Annotated in this window: 16 protein-coding genes; 8 read left to right on the forward strand and 8 right to left on the reverse strand. The window is 59.6% G+C overall.

From position 1 onward, the window contains the following. From ACEN8Z_RS15905 to ACEN8Z_RS15925, 5 genes are all read left to right on the forward strand, one after another. Complete coding sequence (locus tag ACEN8Z_RS15905) at positions 1-789, forward strand: SDR family oxidoreductase (RefSeq protein WP_495594804.1); 789 nt, start codon at positions 1-3, stop codon at positions 787-789. A gap of 9 nt (positions 790-798) precedes the next feature. Continuing rightward, positions 799-1,767 carry a DHH family phosphoesterase gene (locus tag ACEN8Z_RS15910; RefSeq protein WP_495594805.1) on the forward strand — a complete coding sequence of 323 codons (969 nt, stop codon included), beginning with the start codon at positions 799-801 and terminating at the stop codon, positions 1,765-1,767. Between the two features lie 189 nt (positions 1,768-1,956). Next, positions 1,957-2,778, forward strand: a complete 822-nt coding sequence (locus tag ACEN8Z_RS15915; RefSeq protein ID WP_495598139.1) for an ABC transporter substrate-binding protein — start codon at positions 1,957-1,959, stop codon at positions 2,776-2,778. After that, positions 2,775-3,620 (forward strand): amino acid ABC transporter permease, encoded by an 846-nt coding sequence (locus ACEN8Z_RS15920; RefSeq protein ID WP_495594806.1) that lies wholly within the window; start codon positions 2,775-2,777, stop codon positions 3,618-3,620. Before ACEN8Z_RS15915 ends, ACEN8Z_RS15920 begins: the two co-directional genes overlap by 4 nt. A gap of 34 nt (positions 3,621-3,654) precedes the next feature. Continuing rightward, complete coding sequence (locus ACEN8Z_RS15925) at positions 3,655-5,037, forward strand: LLM class flavin-dependent oxidoreductase (protein ID WP_495594807.1); 1,383 nt, start codon at positions 3,655-3,657, stop codon at positions 5,035-5,037. Between the two features lie 737 nt (positions 5,038-5,774). Here the strand turns inward: ACEN8Z_RS15925 and ACEN8Z_RS15930 are convergent. From ACEN8Z_RS15930 to ACEN8Z_RS15950, 5 genes are all read right to left on the reverse strand, one after another. After that, the gene (locus tag ACEN8Z_RS15930) at positions 5,775-6,947 is read right to left on the reverse strand and encodes an acetyltransferase domain-containing protein (protein WP_495594808.1); all 1,173 of its coding nucleotides are present in this window, start codon (positions 6,945-6,947) and stop codon (positions 5,775-5,777) included. Positions 6,948-7,155: 208 nt separating this feature from the next. Beyond that, the gene (locus ACEN8Z_RS15935; protein ID WP_495594809.1) at positions 7,156-7,557 is read right to left on the reverse strand and encodes a nuclear transport factor 2 family protein; all 402 of its coding nucleotides are present in this window, start codon (positions 7,555-7,557) and stop codon (positions 7,156-7,158) included. 68 nt (positions 7,558-7,625) lie between these two features. Next, positions 7,626-8,384, reverse strand: a complete 759-nt coding sequence (locus ACEN8Z_RS15940; RefSeq protein WP_495594810.1) for an SDR family oxidoreductase — start codon at positions 8,382-8,384, stop codon at positions 7,626-7,628. Between the two features lie 137 nt (positions 8,385-8,521). Then, positions 8,522-9,433, reverse strand: a complete 912-nt coding sequence (locus ACEN8Z_RS15945; protein WP_495594811.1) for a LysR family transcriptional regulator — start codon at positions 9,431-9,433, stop codon at positions 8,522-8,524. 140 nt (positions 9,434-9,573) lie between these two features. Continuing rightward, positions 9,574-10,674, reverse strand: coding sequence for an alkene reductase (locus ACEN8Z_RS15950; protein ID WP_495594812.1), 1,101 nt, complete (start codon positions 10,672-10,674; stop codon positions 9,574-9,576). Positions 10,675-10,821: 147 nt separating this feature from the next. Here ACEN8Z_RS15950 and ACEN8Z_RS15955 point away from each other — a divergent pair, with 147 nt between their 5' ends. Further along, entirely contained in the window at positions 10,822-11,706 is an 885-nt protein-coding gene (locus tag ACEN8Z_RS15955; protein WP_495594813.1) for a LysR family transcriptional regulator, read from the forward strand. Positions 11,707-11,710: 4 nt separating this feature from the next. On the opposite strand, the gene ACEN8Z_RS15960 is transcribed toward ACEN8Z_RS15955, so the two are convergent. From ACEN8Z_RS15960 to ACEN8Z_RS15970, 3 genes are read right to left on the reverse strand one after another with little or no spacing between them, the layout of a single operon-like run. After that, positions 11,711-12,628 carry a LysR family transcriptional regulator gene (locus ACEN8Z_RS15960; protein ID WP_007994726.1) on the reverse strand — a complete coding sequence of 306 codons (918 nt, stop codon included), beginning with the start codon at positions 12,626-12,628 and terminating at the stop codon, positions 11,711-11,713. Between the two features lie 21 nt (positions 12,629-12,649). After that, a complete protein-coding gene (locus ACEN8Z_RS15965) occupies positions 12,650-13,402 on the reverse strand; it encodes a maleate cis-trans isomerase family protein (protein WP_495594814.1) in 753 nt (250 codons plus the stop codon). A gap of 24 nt (positions 13,403-13,426) precedes the next feature. Continuing rightward, a complete protein-coding gene (locus ACEN8Z_RS15970; protein WP_495594815.1) occupies positions 13,427-14,746 on the reverse strand; it encodes an MFS transporter in 1,320 nt (439 codons plus the stop codon). 403 nt (positions 14,747-15,149) lie between these two features. Between ACEN8Z_RS15970 and ACEN8Z_RS15975 the strand changes: the two genes are divergently transcribed. Both ACEN8Z_RS15975 and ltnD read left to right on the forward strand, forming a co-directional pair. Further along, complete coding sequence (locus ACEN8Z_RS15975; RefSeq protein ID WP_178087132.1) at positions 15,150-15,317, forward strand: hypothetical protein; 168 nt, start codon at positions 15,150-15,152, stop codon at positions 15,315-15,317. Then, on the forward strand, positions 15,310-16,215 hold the full coding sequence (gene ltnD, locus ACEN8Z_RS15980; RefSeq protein ID WP_495594816.1) for an L-threonate dehydrogenase: 906 nt from the start codon (positions 15,310-15,312) through the stop codon (positions 16,213-16,215). Before ACEN8Z_RS15975 ends, ltnD begins: the two co-directional genes overlap by 8 nt. The last annotated feature ends 6 nt before the right edge of the window (positions 16,216-16,221 follow it).

Genomic DNA, 16,221 nt, shown 5'->3' on the forward strand with positions numbered 1-16,221 from the left:
ATGCTGCTTGAAGACAAAGTCGTGATGGTCTCGGGCGTCGGCCCCGGGCTGGGTATCAAACTGGCCCTTGAGGCCGCGCGCGAAGGGGCGAGGGCCGTGGCCATCGGGGCACGGGACAAGGGCCGCCTGCTTGAGGCGCAACAGCGCATCAAGGCGGTCGCAGGACATTGCGAAGTGCTGTGCGTGGCCACCGACATCACCGATGTGCAGGCCTGCAATCGTTTCGCCGACGCCACTCTCAAGCAATTCGGTCGTATCGATGCGTTGATCAACAGCGCCTTTTCCCATGGCGGTTTCCGGGCGGTGGACGAGGCGGACAACGACCCGCTGCGCGAGGCGCTGGAGGTCAACCTGCTGGGCTCGCTGAACATGAGCCGCGCGGTGCTGGCGCAGATGCGCGCGCAGGGCGCGGGGGCGATCGTCATGATCAACACCCTGGGAGTGCGCAAGCCGTATCAGGGTGGGGCGGCCTATGCCGCGTCGAAAAGCGCCCTGGCGGCCAGCGTGCGCTACCTGGCCAGCGAGCAGGCGGCCCACGGTTTGCGGGTCAACGGTCTGGCCTGTGGCTGGATGTGGGGCGAGCCGGTGCAGGCCCTGGTACGCCAGAGTGCTGCCGCCCGTGGTGTCAGCGAAGAACAGGTGCGTGCCGAGTTCAGTGCCGGCATCCCTGGCGGGCGCATGCGCAGTGACGAGGAGTGCGCTCGCGCTGCGTTGTTTCTGGCTTCGGACTACGCCAGTGCAATCAATGGCGCGCAACTCGATGCCAACGGCGGCGAAGTCATGTACTGAGGAGGGCAGATGAACACAATCGATCACTGCGCCTTCAACGGCGATGCCGACGGTCTCTGCGCCCTGCAGCAGTTGCGCCTGGCCGGCGAACTGGATCCGCAGGTGCGCCTGGTCAGCGGGGTCAAGCGCGACATCGAACTGTTGCGCCGGGTCCAGGCCGGGCCCGGCGAGCGGGTCACGGTGCTGGACGTGGCCCACGAGCAGAACCGCGAGGCCACCCTGCGCCTGCTCGACGCCGGCGCCCGGGTACGCTACTTCGACCACCACTTTGCCGGCGAACTGCCGCGGCACCCGGCATTCGAGTCCTTCATCGACACTGCCGCCCAGGTGTGTACCAGCCTGCTGGTCAACACCTGGTTGGACGGGCGTCATCATCGCTGGGCGGTGGCCGCCGCCTTTGGTGACGGCCTGGCTGGCCCGGCGCGGGCGCTGGCGGTGCAGCATGGTCTGGCCAACGATGAGGTGAAGGCCCTGGAGGAACTGGGACTGCTGCTCAACTACAACGCCTATGGCGACAGCCTGTCGGACTTGCATTTCGAGCCGCTGGCGCTGGCCGCCGAGCTGTTGCCTTACCACGACCCGCGGGATTTCATCCGCCACAGCACAAGTTTCAACACCCTGCGCATCGGCCACGCCGCCGACATGGCCGCTGCCGCCGGACTTGAACCCTGGCACGAAGGCCGGGGTGCGCGGCTGTACCGCCTGCCCGCGCAACCCTGGGCGCGGCGGGTCAGTGGCGTGTTGGCCAATCAGCTGGCGGCCGGCTCACCGCGCAAGGCGATCGGCTTGCTCAGCGCCAGGGCGGACGGTGACTGGTCGTTTAGCCTGCGGGTACCGGAAGAGGCCGGATTGGCGGCGGATGCCTTCTGCCGGCAGTTTCCAACGGGGGGAGGGCGCAAGCGTGCTGCCGGGATCAACCGTCTGGCCGACGCGCAATTGAAGGAAGTCGCCGCACGCCTGCTCGATTGCTATCGCTGAGCAAAGAGCAACGCCCGGACCTGTTCGGTCGGGGCGTTGCTTACCACCAGGATTCAGCGGTGCAAGCGCCTGAAACGCTCGATCCAATATAGCTTGAATGCAGTCGTATATTCCATAAATGAAGTACAAACTATTTTTATAGTGCGTTTTAATCTATTCAGTATTTTGAATCGATTGGAGCACTTGTCTGTGAAAACTAAGGCGCTTTTACCTTTTGGCTTGGCATTGCTGGCTACATGCTCGACGGCTTTCGCGGGCTCCACTCTGGATCGCGTAACCAGGAGCGGGGAGCTGACCGGCGTTCTGATGGAAAGCTATCCGCCATTCTCCTTTCTCAATGAACAGAACCAACTGGACGGCTTTGACGTCGATGTCGCCAAGGCCGTTGCGCAACGGCTCGGGGTGAAGCTGAAGCTGCAAACACCGTCTTGGGATGTCATCGCTGCCGGACACTGGAACGGACGATATGACATCTGCGTCTGCTCGATGACCCCGAGCAAGGCACGGGCCGAAGTGTTCGACTTCCCGGTGGAGTATTACCAGTCCCCGGCCGTGATTGTGGTGAATGCCAAAGACAAGAACATTGTCACGGGCAAGGATCTGTCAGGTAAAAAAGTCGGTGTGATCAGTGCGTCGACCTATGAAGCCTATTTGAACAAGGATCTGGTGATTGAGGGCGCCGAGGACAAGCCGTTGAGTTATCCATTCGAAAGCGTCCAGGTCGCGCCATACGACAACGAAACGGTAGCCTTCCAGGATCTGGCCCTGGGCACGGGCGTGCGCCTGGATGCCATGGTCACCAACCTCATCACTGCCCGCGAACGCATCGCCCAGGATCCTCGCTTTAAAATTGCTGGCGACACGCTGTATGCAGAACCCAACGTGGTAGCGATCGAAAAGGGCGATCCGCAATGGAATGCCAAAGTCACTGAGGTCGTCACCCAGCTCAAGGCCGACGGCACATTAAGCAGGATTTCACAGAAGTGGATCGGTGCCGATATCAGCCAATGACAGCCCTCAATCCACACCCGGCCAAGGCGGCTGTCGCCCCCGAAACCAAGACGCGTCGTTTCAGCCAGCTACCTGGTTTTCGCACTCGCCTGTATTTGACCTGGACAGTGTTGTTCGGCCTGTGCGTCATGTTTTTCATGAGCTTCGATCTGAAGTTCTCGATCATTCTGGAGAAATTGCCCAATCTGATCGGTCTGCATCCGGGGCCTGACGGTTTCTTGCAAGGCGCCGCACTAACGCTGTTCTTGTGCTTCTGTTCGATCTGGCTTTCGTTGCTCCTTGGCTTCGTGACGGCACTGGCGCGCCTGTCCCGCAGTGCAGTGGCTTTCGGCATTGCCAGTTTCTATGCGTCCTTTTTTCGCGGTACTCCACTGCTGATTCAAATTCTGCTGATCTACCTGGGGCTGCCGCAGTTGGGGGTAGTTCCTGGCGCCATCAGTGCGGGGATCATTGCGCTCTCGCTCAATTATGGTGCCTACCTCAGCGAGATTTTTCGTGCCGGCATCATGGCTGTAGCACCCGGACAGCGCGAAGCGGCGATGGCGCTGGGTCTGAGGCCTGCGGCAACGTTTCTGCACATCGTCCTGCCGCAGGCCATGCGCACGATCATTCCCCCGACAACCAGTCAGTTCATTTCAATGCTCAAGGACTCATCGTTGATATCGGTGATGGGCGTTTGGGAAGTGATGTTTCTGGCGCAGTCGTACGGTCGCTCGTCCTACCGCTACATCGAAATGCTCACCACCGCAGCCGTTATCTATTGGCTCCTTTCCATTGGACTGGAGTTGATACAGAACCGCCTTGAACGCCACTACGGCAAAGGTTTCAAGAATCAGCGCTGACCCGCCCGTTCAATGACTTCTTACAGGTACTACGATGTCCGATCCAAAACCTCTGTTGTTTGCGTTATACGAGCAGGCCAGTGTTGGCTGTGGCGGCGCACCAAGCCTCTGGACGCACCCGGCTGACGAGCGACTGACCATCAACTCGCTGGGCTACTGGTCGAACCTGGCACGCATCGCCGACCAGGCCCATCTCGACATGCTGTTTTTTGGTGATGTGCTGGGTTTCTACGATGTGTTTGGCGCTAATGCCGACGCGGCGATGAAGTGGGCGGTGGAAGCACCGGCCAACGATCCGTTGATGATCATCCCGGCATTGGCCGCGGTGACGGAAAACCTGGCCTTCGGCGTCACTGTCACCACCAGTTATGAACATCCTTTCACCCACGCCCGGCGCTTCAGCACGCTGGATCACCTGACCAATGGCCGGGTCGGGTGGAACATCGTTACCTCCTACCTGAGCAGTGCCGCTCGCAACTTCGGCCTGGAACAGATGATCAAGCACGATGATCGCTATGAACGCGCAGAAGAGTTTCTCGATGTCGTTTACAAACTCTGGGAAGGCAGCTGGGCAAATGACGCTGTGGTTGCCGACAAGTCTCGCCAAGTCTATGCCAAGGGCGATCGCGTGCGACCGATCAATCATGTTGGCGAGCATTACCGGGTGGCCGGGCCGCATTTGACGTCCCCGTCACCGCAACGCACACCGTTGCTGATCCAGGCCGGTTGGTCGGGCCGTGGTCGCGAGTTTGCGGCCAAGCACGCCGAACTGATTTTCATCGCCAAGTCCAACCCGCTGGAGATTCGCCAGGGACTGGAAGATATATGGACGCAGGCCAGGGCACGGGGGCGTCACGCCGGGGATGTTAAATCACTGACGGTACTTCGCATCGTCACGGCCAGGACCGAGCTCGAAGCCCAGCGCAAATATGACGAACTGCAAAGCAACTATCACTTGCAGGCGCAACTGGTGAGTTATGCCGGCGATACCGGTATCGACATCAGCCGCTACGCGGACGGCGACGCGTTGTCTACTCACACCGAAGGCATGACCTCCTATGTGATGCGTCCCGATGGCAGTGGCAAGCCCTTGACCGCCGGTGATGTCAAACAGCGCTTTGCTAACATCACTCGGGGCAGTGATCTGATTCTGGTGGGAACGCCGCAACAAGTGGCCGATCGGATCGAAGAGCACGCCCGTATTTCCGGCACCAGCGGCTACATGCTCAACCCGCTGATCAGTCCGGGCAGCCTTGAGGACTTCGTTGAGCTGGTCATTCCTGAACTGCAAAAACGTGGCTTGTATCGTACCCGGCCACAGAGCGGTACTTTCCGTTCGCGGTTACGGGACGATGGCGCTAACCATTTACCGGATTCGGCTTACGGCGCCTCATTCCGTTTTGATAAAGGTTTTTAGGACGGGGCAGTTTCAGCCGCAACACCCTTTGTAGCAGCTGCCGAGCCCGCGAGGCGGCGTTCGGCTGCGAAGCAGTCGTAAAACCAGTAATCGCGCTACGTCAGGCAGACCGCGTCAGCAGGGCTCACGGCTGCTATGCAGCCGAACGCCGCCTCGCGGGCTCGGCAGCTGCTACAGATCGCATTAGCGCTTGACTGATACGCTCATTGACCGACCGCTGACAACAACACCGCCTTCGGGCGTGACCGCCTTTGTAGCAGCTGCCGAGCCCGCGAGGCGGCGTTCGGCTGCGAAGCAGTCGTAAAATCAGTAATCGCGCTACGTCAGGCAGACCGCGTCAGCAGGGCTCACGGCTGCCATGCAGCCGAACGCAGCCTCGCGGGCTCGGCAGCTGCTACAGATCGCATTAGCGCTTAACTGATACGCTCAATGAAGTGGAGTACTTCAAGGCGGGGGGATTTTGCATTACGTGTACACCGCCTTCGGGCGTAATGCCATTCAGTTTCAGCCGCGACATCCTTTGTAGCAGCTGCCGAGCCCGCGAGGCGGCGTTCGGCTGCGGAGCAGTCGTAAAACCAGTAATCGCGCTACGTCAGGCAGACCGCGTCAGCAGGGCTCACGGCTGCTATGCAGCCGAACGCCGCCTCGCAGGCTCGGCAGCTGCTACGGATCGCATTACCGCTTAACTGACTGGCATCAGGTTCTCCAGGGGCCCCTTTTGTGAGCAAGCGTCTTGATCAGAAGTATTTGAGCCATCTGATATCGCGACGGCGTGCCTTCAATGCCGCGAACCAGCGCACGGGTAAATACAGGGATAAAGCCAAGAGCACTGCCGTAAGCCAAACAGCCCAAATGCTGTCGAAACCGAAAAAAGCTCCCTGGTTCAATCCGAACAACGCCACGCTGAACAGATACAGCGCCTTGAGTACGTAAAGGTGGAGCAAGTAGAAGAACATCGGCGCTGCGCCAAATACGGCCAATGCATTGACCCACTTGCGTTGTTGAGCCCGTTCCAGGGCACGAAGCAGTAACAGCCCCACTCCCAACGTCAGCGAAAGGAACAGCAGGGAAGGTGGGTATTTTGTAATGTTGAAGAAACTCATGAGGGTTTGTGTGAGGCCTTCATGGGCGACCCAATGCACCTCGCCATAACCATTGACAGCTCGCAGTGCGACAAAACCGATCAATGTCCCGGCCCCTGCAAGCAGCAGATTGCGTTGACGCTCTGCGGTCAAAACCTGGCCAGCAAACCAAGGGCCGATACAGTATCCAAGGGCGATCACAGCGATCCAGGGAAGCACAGGATAAGAGGTACGCAGACGCAAGCTGTCGGAGAAATCGATCCAGCCGCGATCATGCAGAATCGCCCAGGGTATATGCATTGGCGAGCCTGTCGCGAAGTGCACATTATCCAGCAGGTTGTGCCCAGCCACGATCACCAGACCCAGCCAGCACAGAATGGGCTTGGGTAACCAAACCAGTCCGGCCAGGGCAATCATGCATATGCCAATGGCCCAGATCACTTGCATGTAAATTGCCGCAGGCGGGAACTGAAATGTCCAGGCGAAATTCACCAGGGTGAACTCCAGCAGTACCAGGAACAGACCGCGCTTGAATAAAAAGGCTGACACATCGCCCTTGCCCTGGTGCTTTTGGCCATACAGGTAAGCGGAAAGTCCAGTGAGCAGTATGAATACTGGCGCACACAAATGGGCAAGTGTGCGGCTGAAGAATAGCGCCGGCTCAGTGGATTCGATGTCCATCGGGTCTGCTACTTGACGGTGCAAAAAGAACGTTTCGCGCACGTGATCCAGCAGCATAAGGAGGATTACCAATCCCCTTAGTGCATCAATGGACAGCAGACGTTGGTTCAAGCTTGTGATGGGCGGGATGTGAGTAGAAGTTGTCATCGAATGTCGCAAGCAGGGAGTGGATGGCTCTGTCAGTGGTGACTGACAGTGCATGTTTGTAAAAGATATAACATAACATGTTCATCAAAAGCGACCGCCTGATTGCGTTGATAGCTGTCTACCGAGACTCTTTCAACTCAAGGAATGCGTCCCGCAATCGAGCGTCGCCTGAGTTCGGCCTGAATTCCTTAAACTGTTTAATGGAGCATTAGCCCGGGAACTGATCCCCAAACATTGGGTACCCGCCGGCGGAACCTTCGCGCGTCGCCTCGTCCTGAATCACATCCCAGTGTTCGACCATCACGCCATTCTCAAGGCGCAGGATATCGACCACGACCCAGTTCGCCGGCTGTCCGAGGCCAGTGAAGCGACCATGCAACATGACGAAGTCGCCTTCAGCGACTGCCAACTGACATTCGTAACGCATATCGGACGATCCTGCGGCGACCAACTCGAACAGACCCTCGCGACCAGGGGGCACATGAGCACTGTGCTGGATATAGGAGGGTGACCAGAAGCGTTCGGCTGAAGCCAGATCCTTGCGATTGAACAGGGTTGCGAAACCTTCGAGGACGATGGCCTTGTTCTCGGCGGGGGTATGTGAAGTCATGGTCGGTTTCCTGCTAACAATGTAAAGGGGAGGGCGACTGTAGGGCCGCCCAATATCGCTTTGTGGTCTCAGCCGAAAGCCGGTCCGCTTGCAATCATGTCGTTGAACTGATTGACCCACGCGTGCTCGTTCGGGCCAGGGTTGGCACGCATCGCCTCGGCGGGCGCGACAAGGATTTCGTCCACGCCGCTCTCGAACTGCGCCATGGCTCCGGCAATGAACTGGTCGAGGGGAATGGCGCGTTCTTCCTCGCTGCTGTCGAGCAATTCGGTGCGTACCCAAGGCGGTGCGATCTCTACCACCTGGACACCGTATTCGCGCAGCAGGTAGCGCTGCGACAGGGTGTAGGAGTGCAGCGCGGCCTTGGTCGCCGAATAGACCGCCGTCACGGCCATTGGCACGAAGCCGAGCACCGAGGAGACGTTGACGATGACCGCATCCGGCTTGGCCTTAAGATGCTCGACCAGCGCCGAGGTCATGCGGATCGGACCCAGCAGGTTGGTGGTGACGGTCGACAGGGCAAGCTCATCGTCCACCGGACCTTCGGCATGATCGAGCAGCATGATGCCGGCATTGTTGATCAGCACATTGACCTCGGGGTAATGGTCGATGAGGTGCTGCGCGGCCGCCTGGATGCTGGCCGTGTCGTTGATGTCGAGTTCAAGTGCGGCCATGCCGGGGTTGGCGTCGAGCGTCTCTTGCAGCCGCGCCTTGCGACGACCGGAGATGATCACTTGATTGCCGAGTTTGTGGAAGGCTTCTGCCAGACCACGGCCGATGCCGGAGCCGCCGCCAGTGATGAAGATCGTGTTGCCAGTCATGCGCATGAGGGATTTCCTTGAACGAAAAAGTCAGGGCGTCCGCCACGCTGCCAGGCCGTTCAGCTCGACCGCTGCGTCGCGGGGTATGGCGCTAAACTGGCAGCTTCGGCGGGATTGGAGTAGACGCTGTGGCTGGCTATCTTCTATGCGTCGGATGCATAAGCACCGCCGGCATCGTCAAGCAGGCTGGCGACAAGATGTTCGATCAGGGCGCGGCCGGCCCTGCGGGTTCGCGAGCCGTGGGGGAAGTAGGCATGCACCGGTACGGATTCGGTTTCCCAATCGGTGAGCAGCGCGACGAGTTCACCGCTTTCAAGCTCCCGCCGACACGCCCATGCTGTTGTCGATGTAATCCCTAAACCGGCAGTTGCCGCCGCGACAGCGCCTTCGTTTTCGTCGGTCGAGAAGTGCGCTTCGAGCTGAATCGTCCTGGTCTCGCCATTGCGTTTGAACATCCACCCGCTCGGGACCGTCGAGGCTGGACCGGCGATGATTCGATGCGATTGCAGGTCCTCAGGCAGAGTCGGCTCCCCAGCGGCGCGCAAGTAGGACGGTGAGGCGAGAATGAATCTGGAGATTGTCATGATCTGACGGCTCGTAGCACTGGAGTCCACCAGCCGTCCCAGCCTTATCGCTACATCGATATTTTCGCGCACCAGATCCTGCCAATGATCGGCGAGCAGCACCTGGATATGCAGGTTGGGGTGTATCGCTGCGAACGGCGCTATACGCGGAATGATTTCCCGTACGCCGATGCTCGTTGGCATGCTGATCCGCACGACCCCACGCAATTCCAGGCCACCGCGAACGCTTTGCTCGGCTTCTTCCACCGCAGCGAGGATGGGTTCCATGCGCGAGAGAAAATCCGCCCCTGCCTCAGTCGGTACGACGGCACGTGTCGATCTAGCCAGCAGCAGGGTGCCGAGATCGGCTTCGAGCTCGGCCACAATCCTGGAGACCTGGGATTGAGAAAGGCCCACTTCGCGTGCCGCGGCCGAAAAGCTGCCCAGTCGCGCCACCCTTGTGAAAAGCCTGTAGGAGAAAAGGTCTTTCATGCGTTAGCTCCATCCAACAGCCAGCATGCACCTTGAGGCCGCTGGCAGAAGCTACGGTGAAACGCGGCAGTTTGGGTGAGTGATTTTTTGCGGGGAGGCAGCTGGGGCACTATGGCCCCAGTTACCAGTGGTGCAAATTATCACGCAACTTCAGTGTGGAAAGGATAGTCCGTGTAACCCGCTTCCGTGCCACCGAAGAACGACTCGCGGTCGTACGGGTTCAGTGGCCAGCCGTTGCGCAGGCGCTCCGGCAAGTCAGGGTTGGCGATGAAGTGGCGGCCGAACGCGACCAGATCTGCATCGCCGGCCTCGAGGATCGCGTTGGCCGATTCACCGGAGAAGCCGCCCGCCGCGATAAGGGTGCCCTTGTAGTGCTGGCGGATGAGTTGGGACGCCACCGGATTCTGGTCGCGGCGCTCGTCTTCGATGAGACCCAGGATGCGTGGCTCGATCAGGTGCAGATAGGCGAGGTCCAGCTTGTTCAGCGCGCGCGCGACATAGGTGAACAGGCCAATGGGGTCGCTGTCGGACATATCGCCGAAGTTGCCGCTCGGCCCCAGGCGTACCGCCACCCGATTGCTGCCCCAGACGGAGATCACTGCCTCTACCGCTTCCAGCAGGAACCGGCTGCGGTTCTCGAACGAGCCACCGTAGATATCCGTACGTTTGTTGCTGCCGTCCTGCAGGAATTGATCGAACAGGTAGCCGTTGGCCGAGTGCAACTCCACGCCATCGAACCCGGCTGCGATACCGCGTACGGCGGCGGCGCGGAAGCTTTCCACCAGCCCGTGGATTCCCGCGATGGTCAATTCTCGCGCCGGGCTGGCGGGGGTCCAGCCAGTCTCGGTGAAGGCGAGGCCGCCGTGGTCAACGACGGAAGGGGCCACCGGCTGGGCGCCGTCCGGCTGCAGGAGGCTGTTGGACTGGCGCCCCGCATGATAGAGCTGCAGAAAGATTTTGCCGCCCTTGGCATGAACGGCGTCGGTCACGAGCTTCCAGCCGGCGATCTGGCTGTCGTCATACAGACCGGGAGCACCGAGGTAGCCATTACCATTGGCTGCGGCGATAGTGGCTTCGCCGATCAGCAAGCCACCGGCGGTGGTACGCTGGGCGTAGTACTCGGCCATCAACTGGCCAGGGATGGCGCCCGGCTCGGCACGCATACGGGTCAGTGGCGCCAGAACGACGCGATGGGAAATCTGGTATGGGCCTATCTGGATGCTCGTATGCAGTTTGGACATGACATCGATACCTATCAGTGGTGGGATGGGCGCAATGTAGGCGTAAAATTCGCGGAGAAAAATATCCCGCGATGCCGAACATTTCGGATGTTTTTTCCGTAATCCCGCCTGGTTGGTGGAGTTCTGCCGGAGCAAGCAGGAAAAGTGATGGAAAGTCTGAATGGCATCTCGATGTTCGTGCAGGTTGCCGAAACGCGCAGCTTTACCGAGGCCGCCCGCCAGTTGGGGGTATCGTCCTCGACCGTGGGCAAAACCATTGCCCGGATGGAGGAGCGCTTGCATGTGCGGCTGTTTCATCGCAGCACACGCAGCATCACGCTGACGGCCGAGGGGACCCTGTTCCTTGAGCGCTGCCGCCGCATCCTCAGCGAGGTCACCGCTGCCGAGTCCGAGTTGTCAGGCCTGGCTGGCAGTCCACGCGGGCGACTTCGCGTGGGCTCTCCACTACTGGGCGACCTGATGATGCCGGCCTTTGACGGGTTCATGGAGCGGTATCCGGAAGTCGAACTGGACATCGATTTTTGCGACCGCATGGTCGATGTGATCGAGGAGGGGTTCGACGCGGTGATTCGGACCGGCGAGCAAACCGATTCTCGCTTGGCCGCGCGCCGCCTGGGTTCCTGCGCACATGTGCTGGTGGCATCGCCGACGTATCTCAAGCGGCATGGTGTACCCACGTATCCGCGTGAACTGGAACGCCATTCATGCCTGCAGCACAAATTCCCCGCAACGGGAAAGCTGGAACGTTGGCCGCTGCGGCTCGAACCCTCCGAGGCTGAACTGGTGCTGCCCGCCACAATGACGTCGAACACAATCGAGCCTCTTGCCTACGCCGCAATCCAGGGCAGGGGGATTGCCTTTCTGCCGACTTTCCTGGTGCGCAACGCGCTGGAAAGCGGCCGGCTGGTCACAGTGCTGGACGATTACATTGACCGCCAGGTCGTCTTCTGGATGCTGTGGCCAGCCAGCCGTTATGCCTCGCCCAAGTTGCGCGTTTTCATTGACTACATGAGTGCACACTTGCGCATCTGATCGCTTACGCCCTTTCTAGCAAGTGTTCCAGGAACAATCCCGCGGCGACCGACAACGCCGCTCGCGACCTCACGCACACGCTGAGTTCGCGGGAGGCCCATGGCTCATCCAGCCTGATCGCCTTCGCACCGTCCATTTTGTAAATCGCCGCGCTCCCCTCGGGCATGATGCCAATGCCCAGGCCGGCCTGAACCATCAGGCACAGGGCGTCGTAGCTGGAGACTTCCATGCGGATTTTCAGCGAACGCCCCAGGTCGTTGGCCGCCTTGATCAACTGAAAATTGAGATGAGTACCGCTGCGCAAGGCGATGTATTCGTGATCCAGGGTGTCGCTGAATTTGACGGAGCGGCGTGTCGCCAGCGGATGCCCAAGGGGAACCAGTAACACCAGGCGATCGGTACGAAACGGGAAGACCTCGATATCGGCACCGTGCGGAAGACGGGTGAAGATGCCAATGTCGGTGCGATTTTCGGACACCGCCTTGGTGATGGCCAGGCTTTGCTTTTCTTCGAGGCTGATGTTGATCAGTGGGTACAGTTCCGTGAACGACTTGATCATGCCCGGGAGGAATTGGGTGATGGCGGAAATATTGGCCAGGACATGCACCGAGCCACGGCGACCGTGGGAGTAGTCACGCATCTGCACGACGATTTCATTGAGGTTGTTCAATGCACTGCGAGCCATGAACAGCAGCGACAGACCCGCGTCGGTCGGGGTGATGCCTTTGTTGGTGCGGTTGAGCAGTTTCGAGTCGAGCAGCTCTTCCAGTTCGCTCAGCCGTTTGCTGACCGCCGCCGCGGCGATGTGTTCGCGTTTGGCGGCGGCAGCAATGGTGCCTTCTTCAACGACGCTGACAAAGAGTCGCAACGAGACCGGATCGAGTTTCATGGGAAGTACCGGTTTGGCCTGAATGGCCAGCATAGTACCTCCTTGGGCATTGGCTCAGAACGCCCCGGACAACAGGTGGCCTGCGTTCGGTACTTTGGCCTCGAGGCCGAGGGTTTTCAGCATTTGGTACACGGTGGCGACCGACGCCGACAGCACCGGTTTGTCGAGGCGATCCTGCACGGTCTGGATCGCTGGCAACGACGGCATTTGCACGCAGCACGACAGCACCACCCCGTCAGCCTGTCCGATGTTCAGTCGGTCGGCGTGGGCCACCAGGTTCATCGGGTCCAGACGACCGACTTCGAGGTTGTCGGAAACCTCCAGGCTGATGGAATCGACCACTTCGATGCCCGCCGCCTCGACATAGTCGATGACCTGCCGGGTCAGCGGTTTCATGTACGGCGTAATGATCGAGATTTTCTTGTAGTCGAGCATGTGCAGGCTGTCGATCAGCGCACCGGCGGAGCTGAGTACCGGAGCGTTCGACCGGTTGGAAATCACGGTTTTGCTCAGGCGCTCTTGCGAGACTGTGTGATAGCCAGGCCCTTGGCACATGATCGCCACCAGGCAGGCATAGGCCATGACATCAACCCGTGCATCGCTCAGTTCCAGCGCGCAGCGGTCACTGTCGATGTCCATCTTTTTCAGCTCTTCAGGGCTGACGTGCATCATGCGCATGCGCGAGGAGTGAAAGGTGAAATGCTCTTCGGGGAACAGTTCGTAGCGCGAAGTCAGCATGGCCGGGATTTCGGTTTCCATCGTGGTGTTGGAGCTAGGTACGATTTGGCCGATGCGAAAATTTTTCATGGGTTTTTCCTTTGAACGGTCGGGTCAGTTGCCGCTGGTGAGTTGAACGCCTTTGGTTTCCTGCAGCGTGAACACCATGACAGCGGCGATGACGTAGGAAACGGAGGCAAGGGAAATGGTGGCGGTGAAGCCGATGAGCGGGATCAGCACCGGGACCAGCTTGATGCCGGCGATGGCGCCGACCCGGCCGAAGTTGAAACAGAAACCCGATGCGGTAGAACGGATGCTGGTCGGGAACAACTCCGAGTACCAGGCGCCGAACCCGCTGAAATAACCGGTGAAGAAGCCCAGCAGTGCGGCCAGCGAACCGAGGGCGATGACGTTCTGGGTGGTGAACAGCAGCTTGCCGTCCGTCAATGGCATCAGGGTCGCCGAGTAGGCAAACACCGGCACCATGATTGCCATACCGCCAAAAAACACCGCGAACGACAAGCGACGACCGATGCTTTCAGCCAGGTAGCCGTAGGCCAGGTAACCGATGGTGGCGCCGATGCCGATCCAGATGACAAACACCGGAGCCTGATCGATACGCACGTTGAGAATGCTCTGCAGGTAAGCCGGCATGAAGGTGGTGATGATCCAGTAGCCGTACATGCCCAGTACCGAAATGCTCAGGCCCAGCAAGGTCACTTTCAGATATTGCGGACGGAAGATTTCCATCAGTCGGCCCTTGTCCGCGTTACGACGCATGAACTCGCGGTTGGCCAGCCAGACCGGCGATTCCTTGACGAACAACCAGATGAACACCAGGGTGAAATAGGCCGGGATCGAGGCATAGATGAACAGGTTCCTCCAGGATTCAGGATTCCCGCCATCGAGGAAACTCCAGGCGAAAATCGCTGCCAGCAGACCACCACCCGACCAGCCAGTCTGCATCACCGCAAAGGCCTTGGCGCGACCGGCCGCAGGCCAGATCTCCGACACCAGTGCCGCCGCGGCGGACCACAAGCCACCCACGGCGATCCCCACGCAGAAGCGGAACACGTTGAGCTGCCACAGGCTGTCGGCAAAAGCACAGAGCAAGGTGCCGGTGCCATAGACGAACACCGACAGCATCATGGTTTTCTTGCGGCCGATCTTGTCGGAAATATTGCCGAGGAAGAAACCACCGATACCGGTGGCCAGCAGAAACCAGGCAACCGTGGAGACCACATCGCCCAGGCCGACGGCGAAGGTCTTGGCGACCGCCAAAAGCACAAAGCCAAAGACAGTGGCATCCAGGGCATCAAACAGCCAGGCGGCCCAGGAGCCCCCCAGCGTCACGTAACGCTGGTTGGCGGTCAGTTGACCGACTCCGTCGACGACAGCAGCTTGCGCCGTGGAACTGGCGGTTAGGGTTTTCATGGTTCAACCTCGCGGGTTTGCGTTTTTATTCTTGGAGCCCGTGTGCCGAAAGGTGATCGGCACCCGAGTGGTCTGTGAGCCCGATGTTAGGAGAGGTAAAAGCAGTTCGTATATCAGCCATTCACGAGCCTGCCATCGCGGGTGACGATGGCAGTGGGGGGGCAGGAACGATTTGCAGTCAGTAGAGGAGGGCTGGTTGATCTCTTTCCTTATCAAAGACCTGCTTTGCCTTCGCACCGGCAGTGCTTTTGTGGGCATTTCACTACTTCTTCTTTTCGCGTGGCGAAAGCGGTGTTAAAAAATGTTATGCGCAGAAAATACTTCACATAATCTGATCATTGGTAGATGATTTACGCCAGCCGGTATGACAACCTGATAACACGACAAAAACAGGATGGTCTTGATGTTCAATGAGAACCCGACCCCCGTCCTGAATGACAGCGCCCCTCAGCGGGTTAATCCGCTCGGTGCTGATCCTGTCTGCCGTGGCCTTATCTACAACGCGGCCAACGTCTGCACCTTGCAGGCGTGGAAGCCGTCGCTGCTTTCCTCTGGAGTACCCCATGAATAACAAGAATGTCGGTGTGGTCGGTTTGGGCGCGATGGGGCTGGGCATTGCCCGCTCGTTGTTGCGCAGCGGTTTTAATGTGCATGCCTGTGATGTGCGTTCCGCCGTGACAGAACAGTTCGCCGGGGAGGGCGGTGTGGCTTGCCTGTCACCGTCGCACATGGCCGCTGAGTGTGACGTGATCATTACCGTGGTGGTCAACGCCGAGCAGACCGAGACCGTATTGTTTGGTGAGGGTGGGGCCGTGGCCTCTCTGCGGCCGGGCAGCCTGGTGATCGGCTGCGCCACAGTCGCTCCGACCTACGCGGTGGACCTGGGCCAGCGCCTGGCCGCGTTGGGCCTGCTGTATCTGGATGCACCGATTTCCGGTGGCGCCGCCAAGGCTGCCGCTGGCGAGATGACCATGATGACCTCGGGCCCGGCCGACGCCTATGTCAAGGCCGAGTCGATCCTGGCTGGCATGGCCGGCAAGGTGTATCGCCTGGGTGACGTCCATGGCCTGGGGTCGAAGGTCAAGATCATCAACCAGCTTCTGGCTGGTGTACATATTGCCGCTTCTGCCGAAGCCATGGCGCTGGGCCTGCGTGAAGGGGTCGATGCCGATGCGCTGTATGAGGTGATCACCCACAGCGCCGGTAACTCCTGGATGTTCGAAAACCGTGTGCCGCACATTCTCAAGGCTGACTACACGCCGTTGTCCGCGGTGGATATTTTCGTCAAGGACCTGGGCCTGGTGCTGGATACCGCCCGGGCCAGCAAATTCCCGCTGCCGCTGTCGGCCACCGCCCACCAGATGTTCATGCAGGCCTCCAGTGCCGGATTCGGCCGTGAGGACGACTCGGCGGTGATCAAGATTTTCCCGGGCATCGAATTGCCGACTGCCAAGCCTGAGCCTGTTTGAGGAACA

It is taken from the genome of Pseudomonas sp. Pseusp10 (assembly GCF_059492225.1).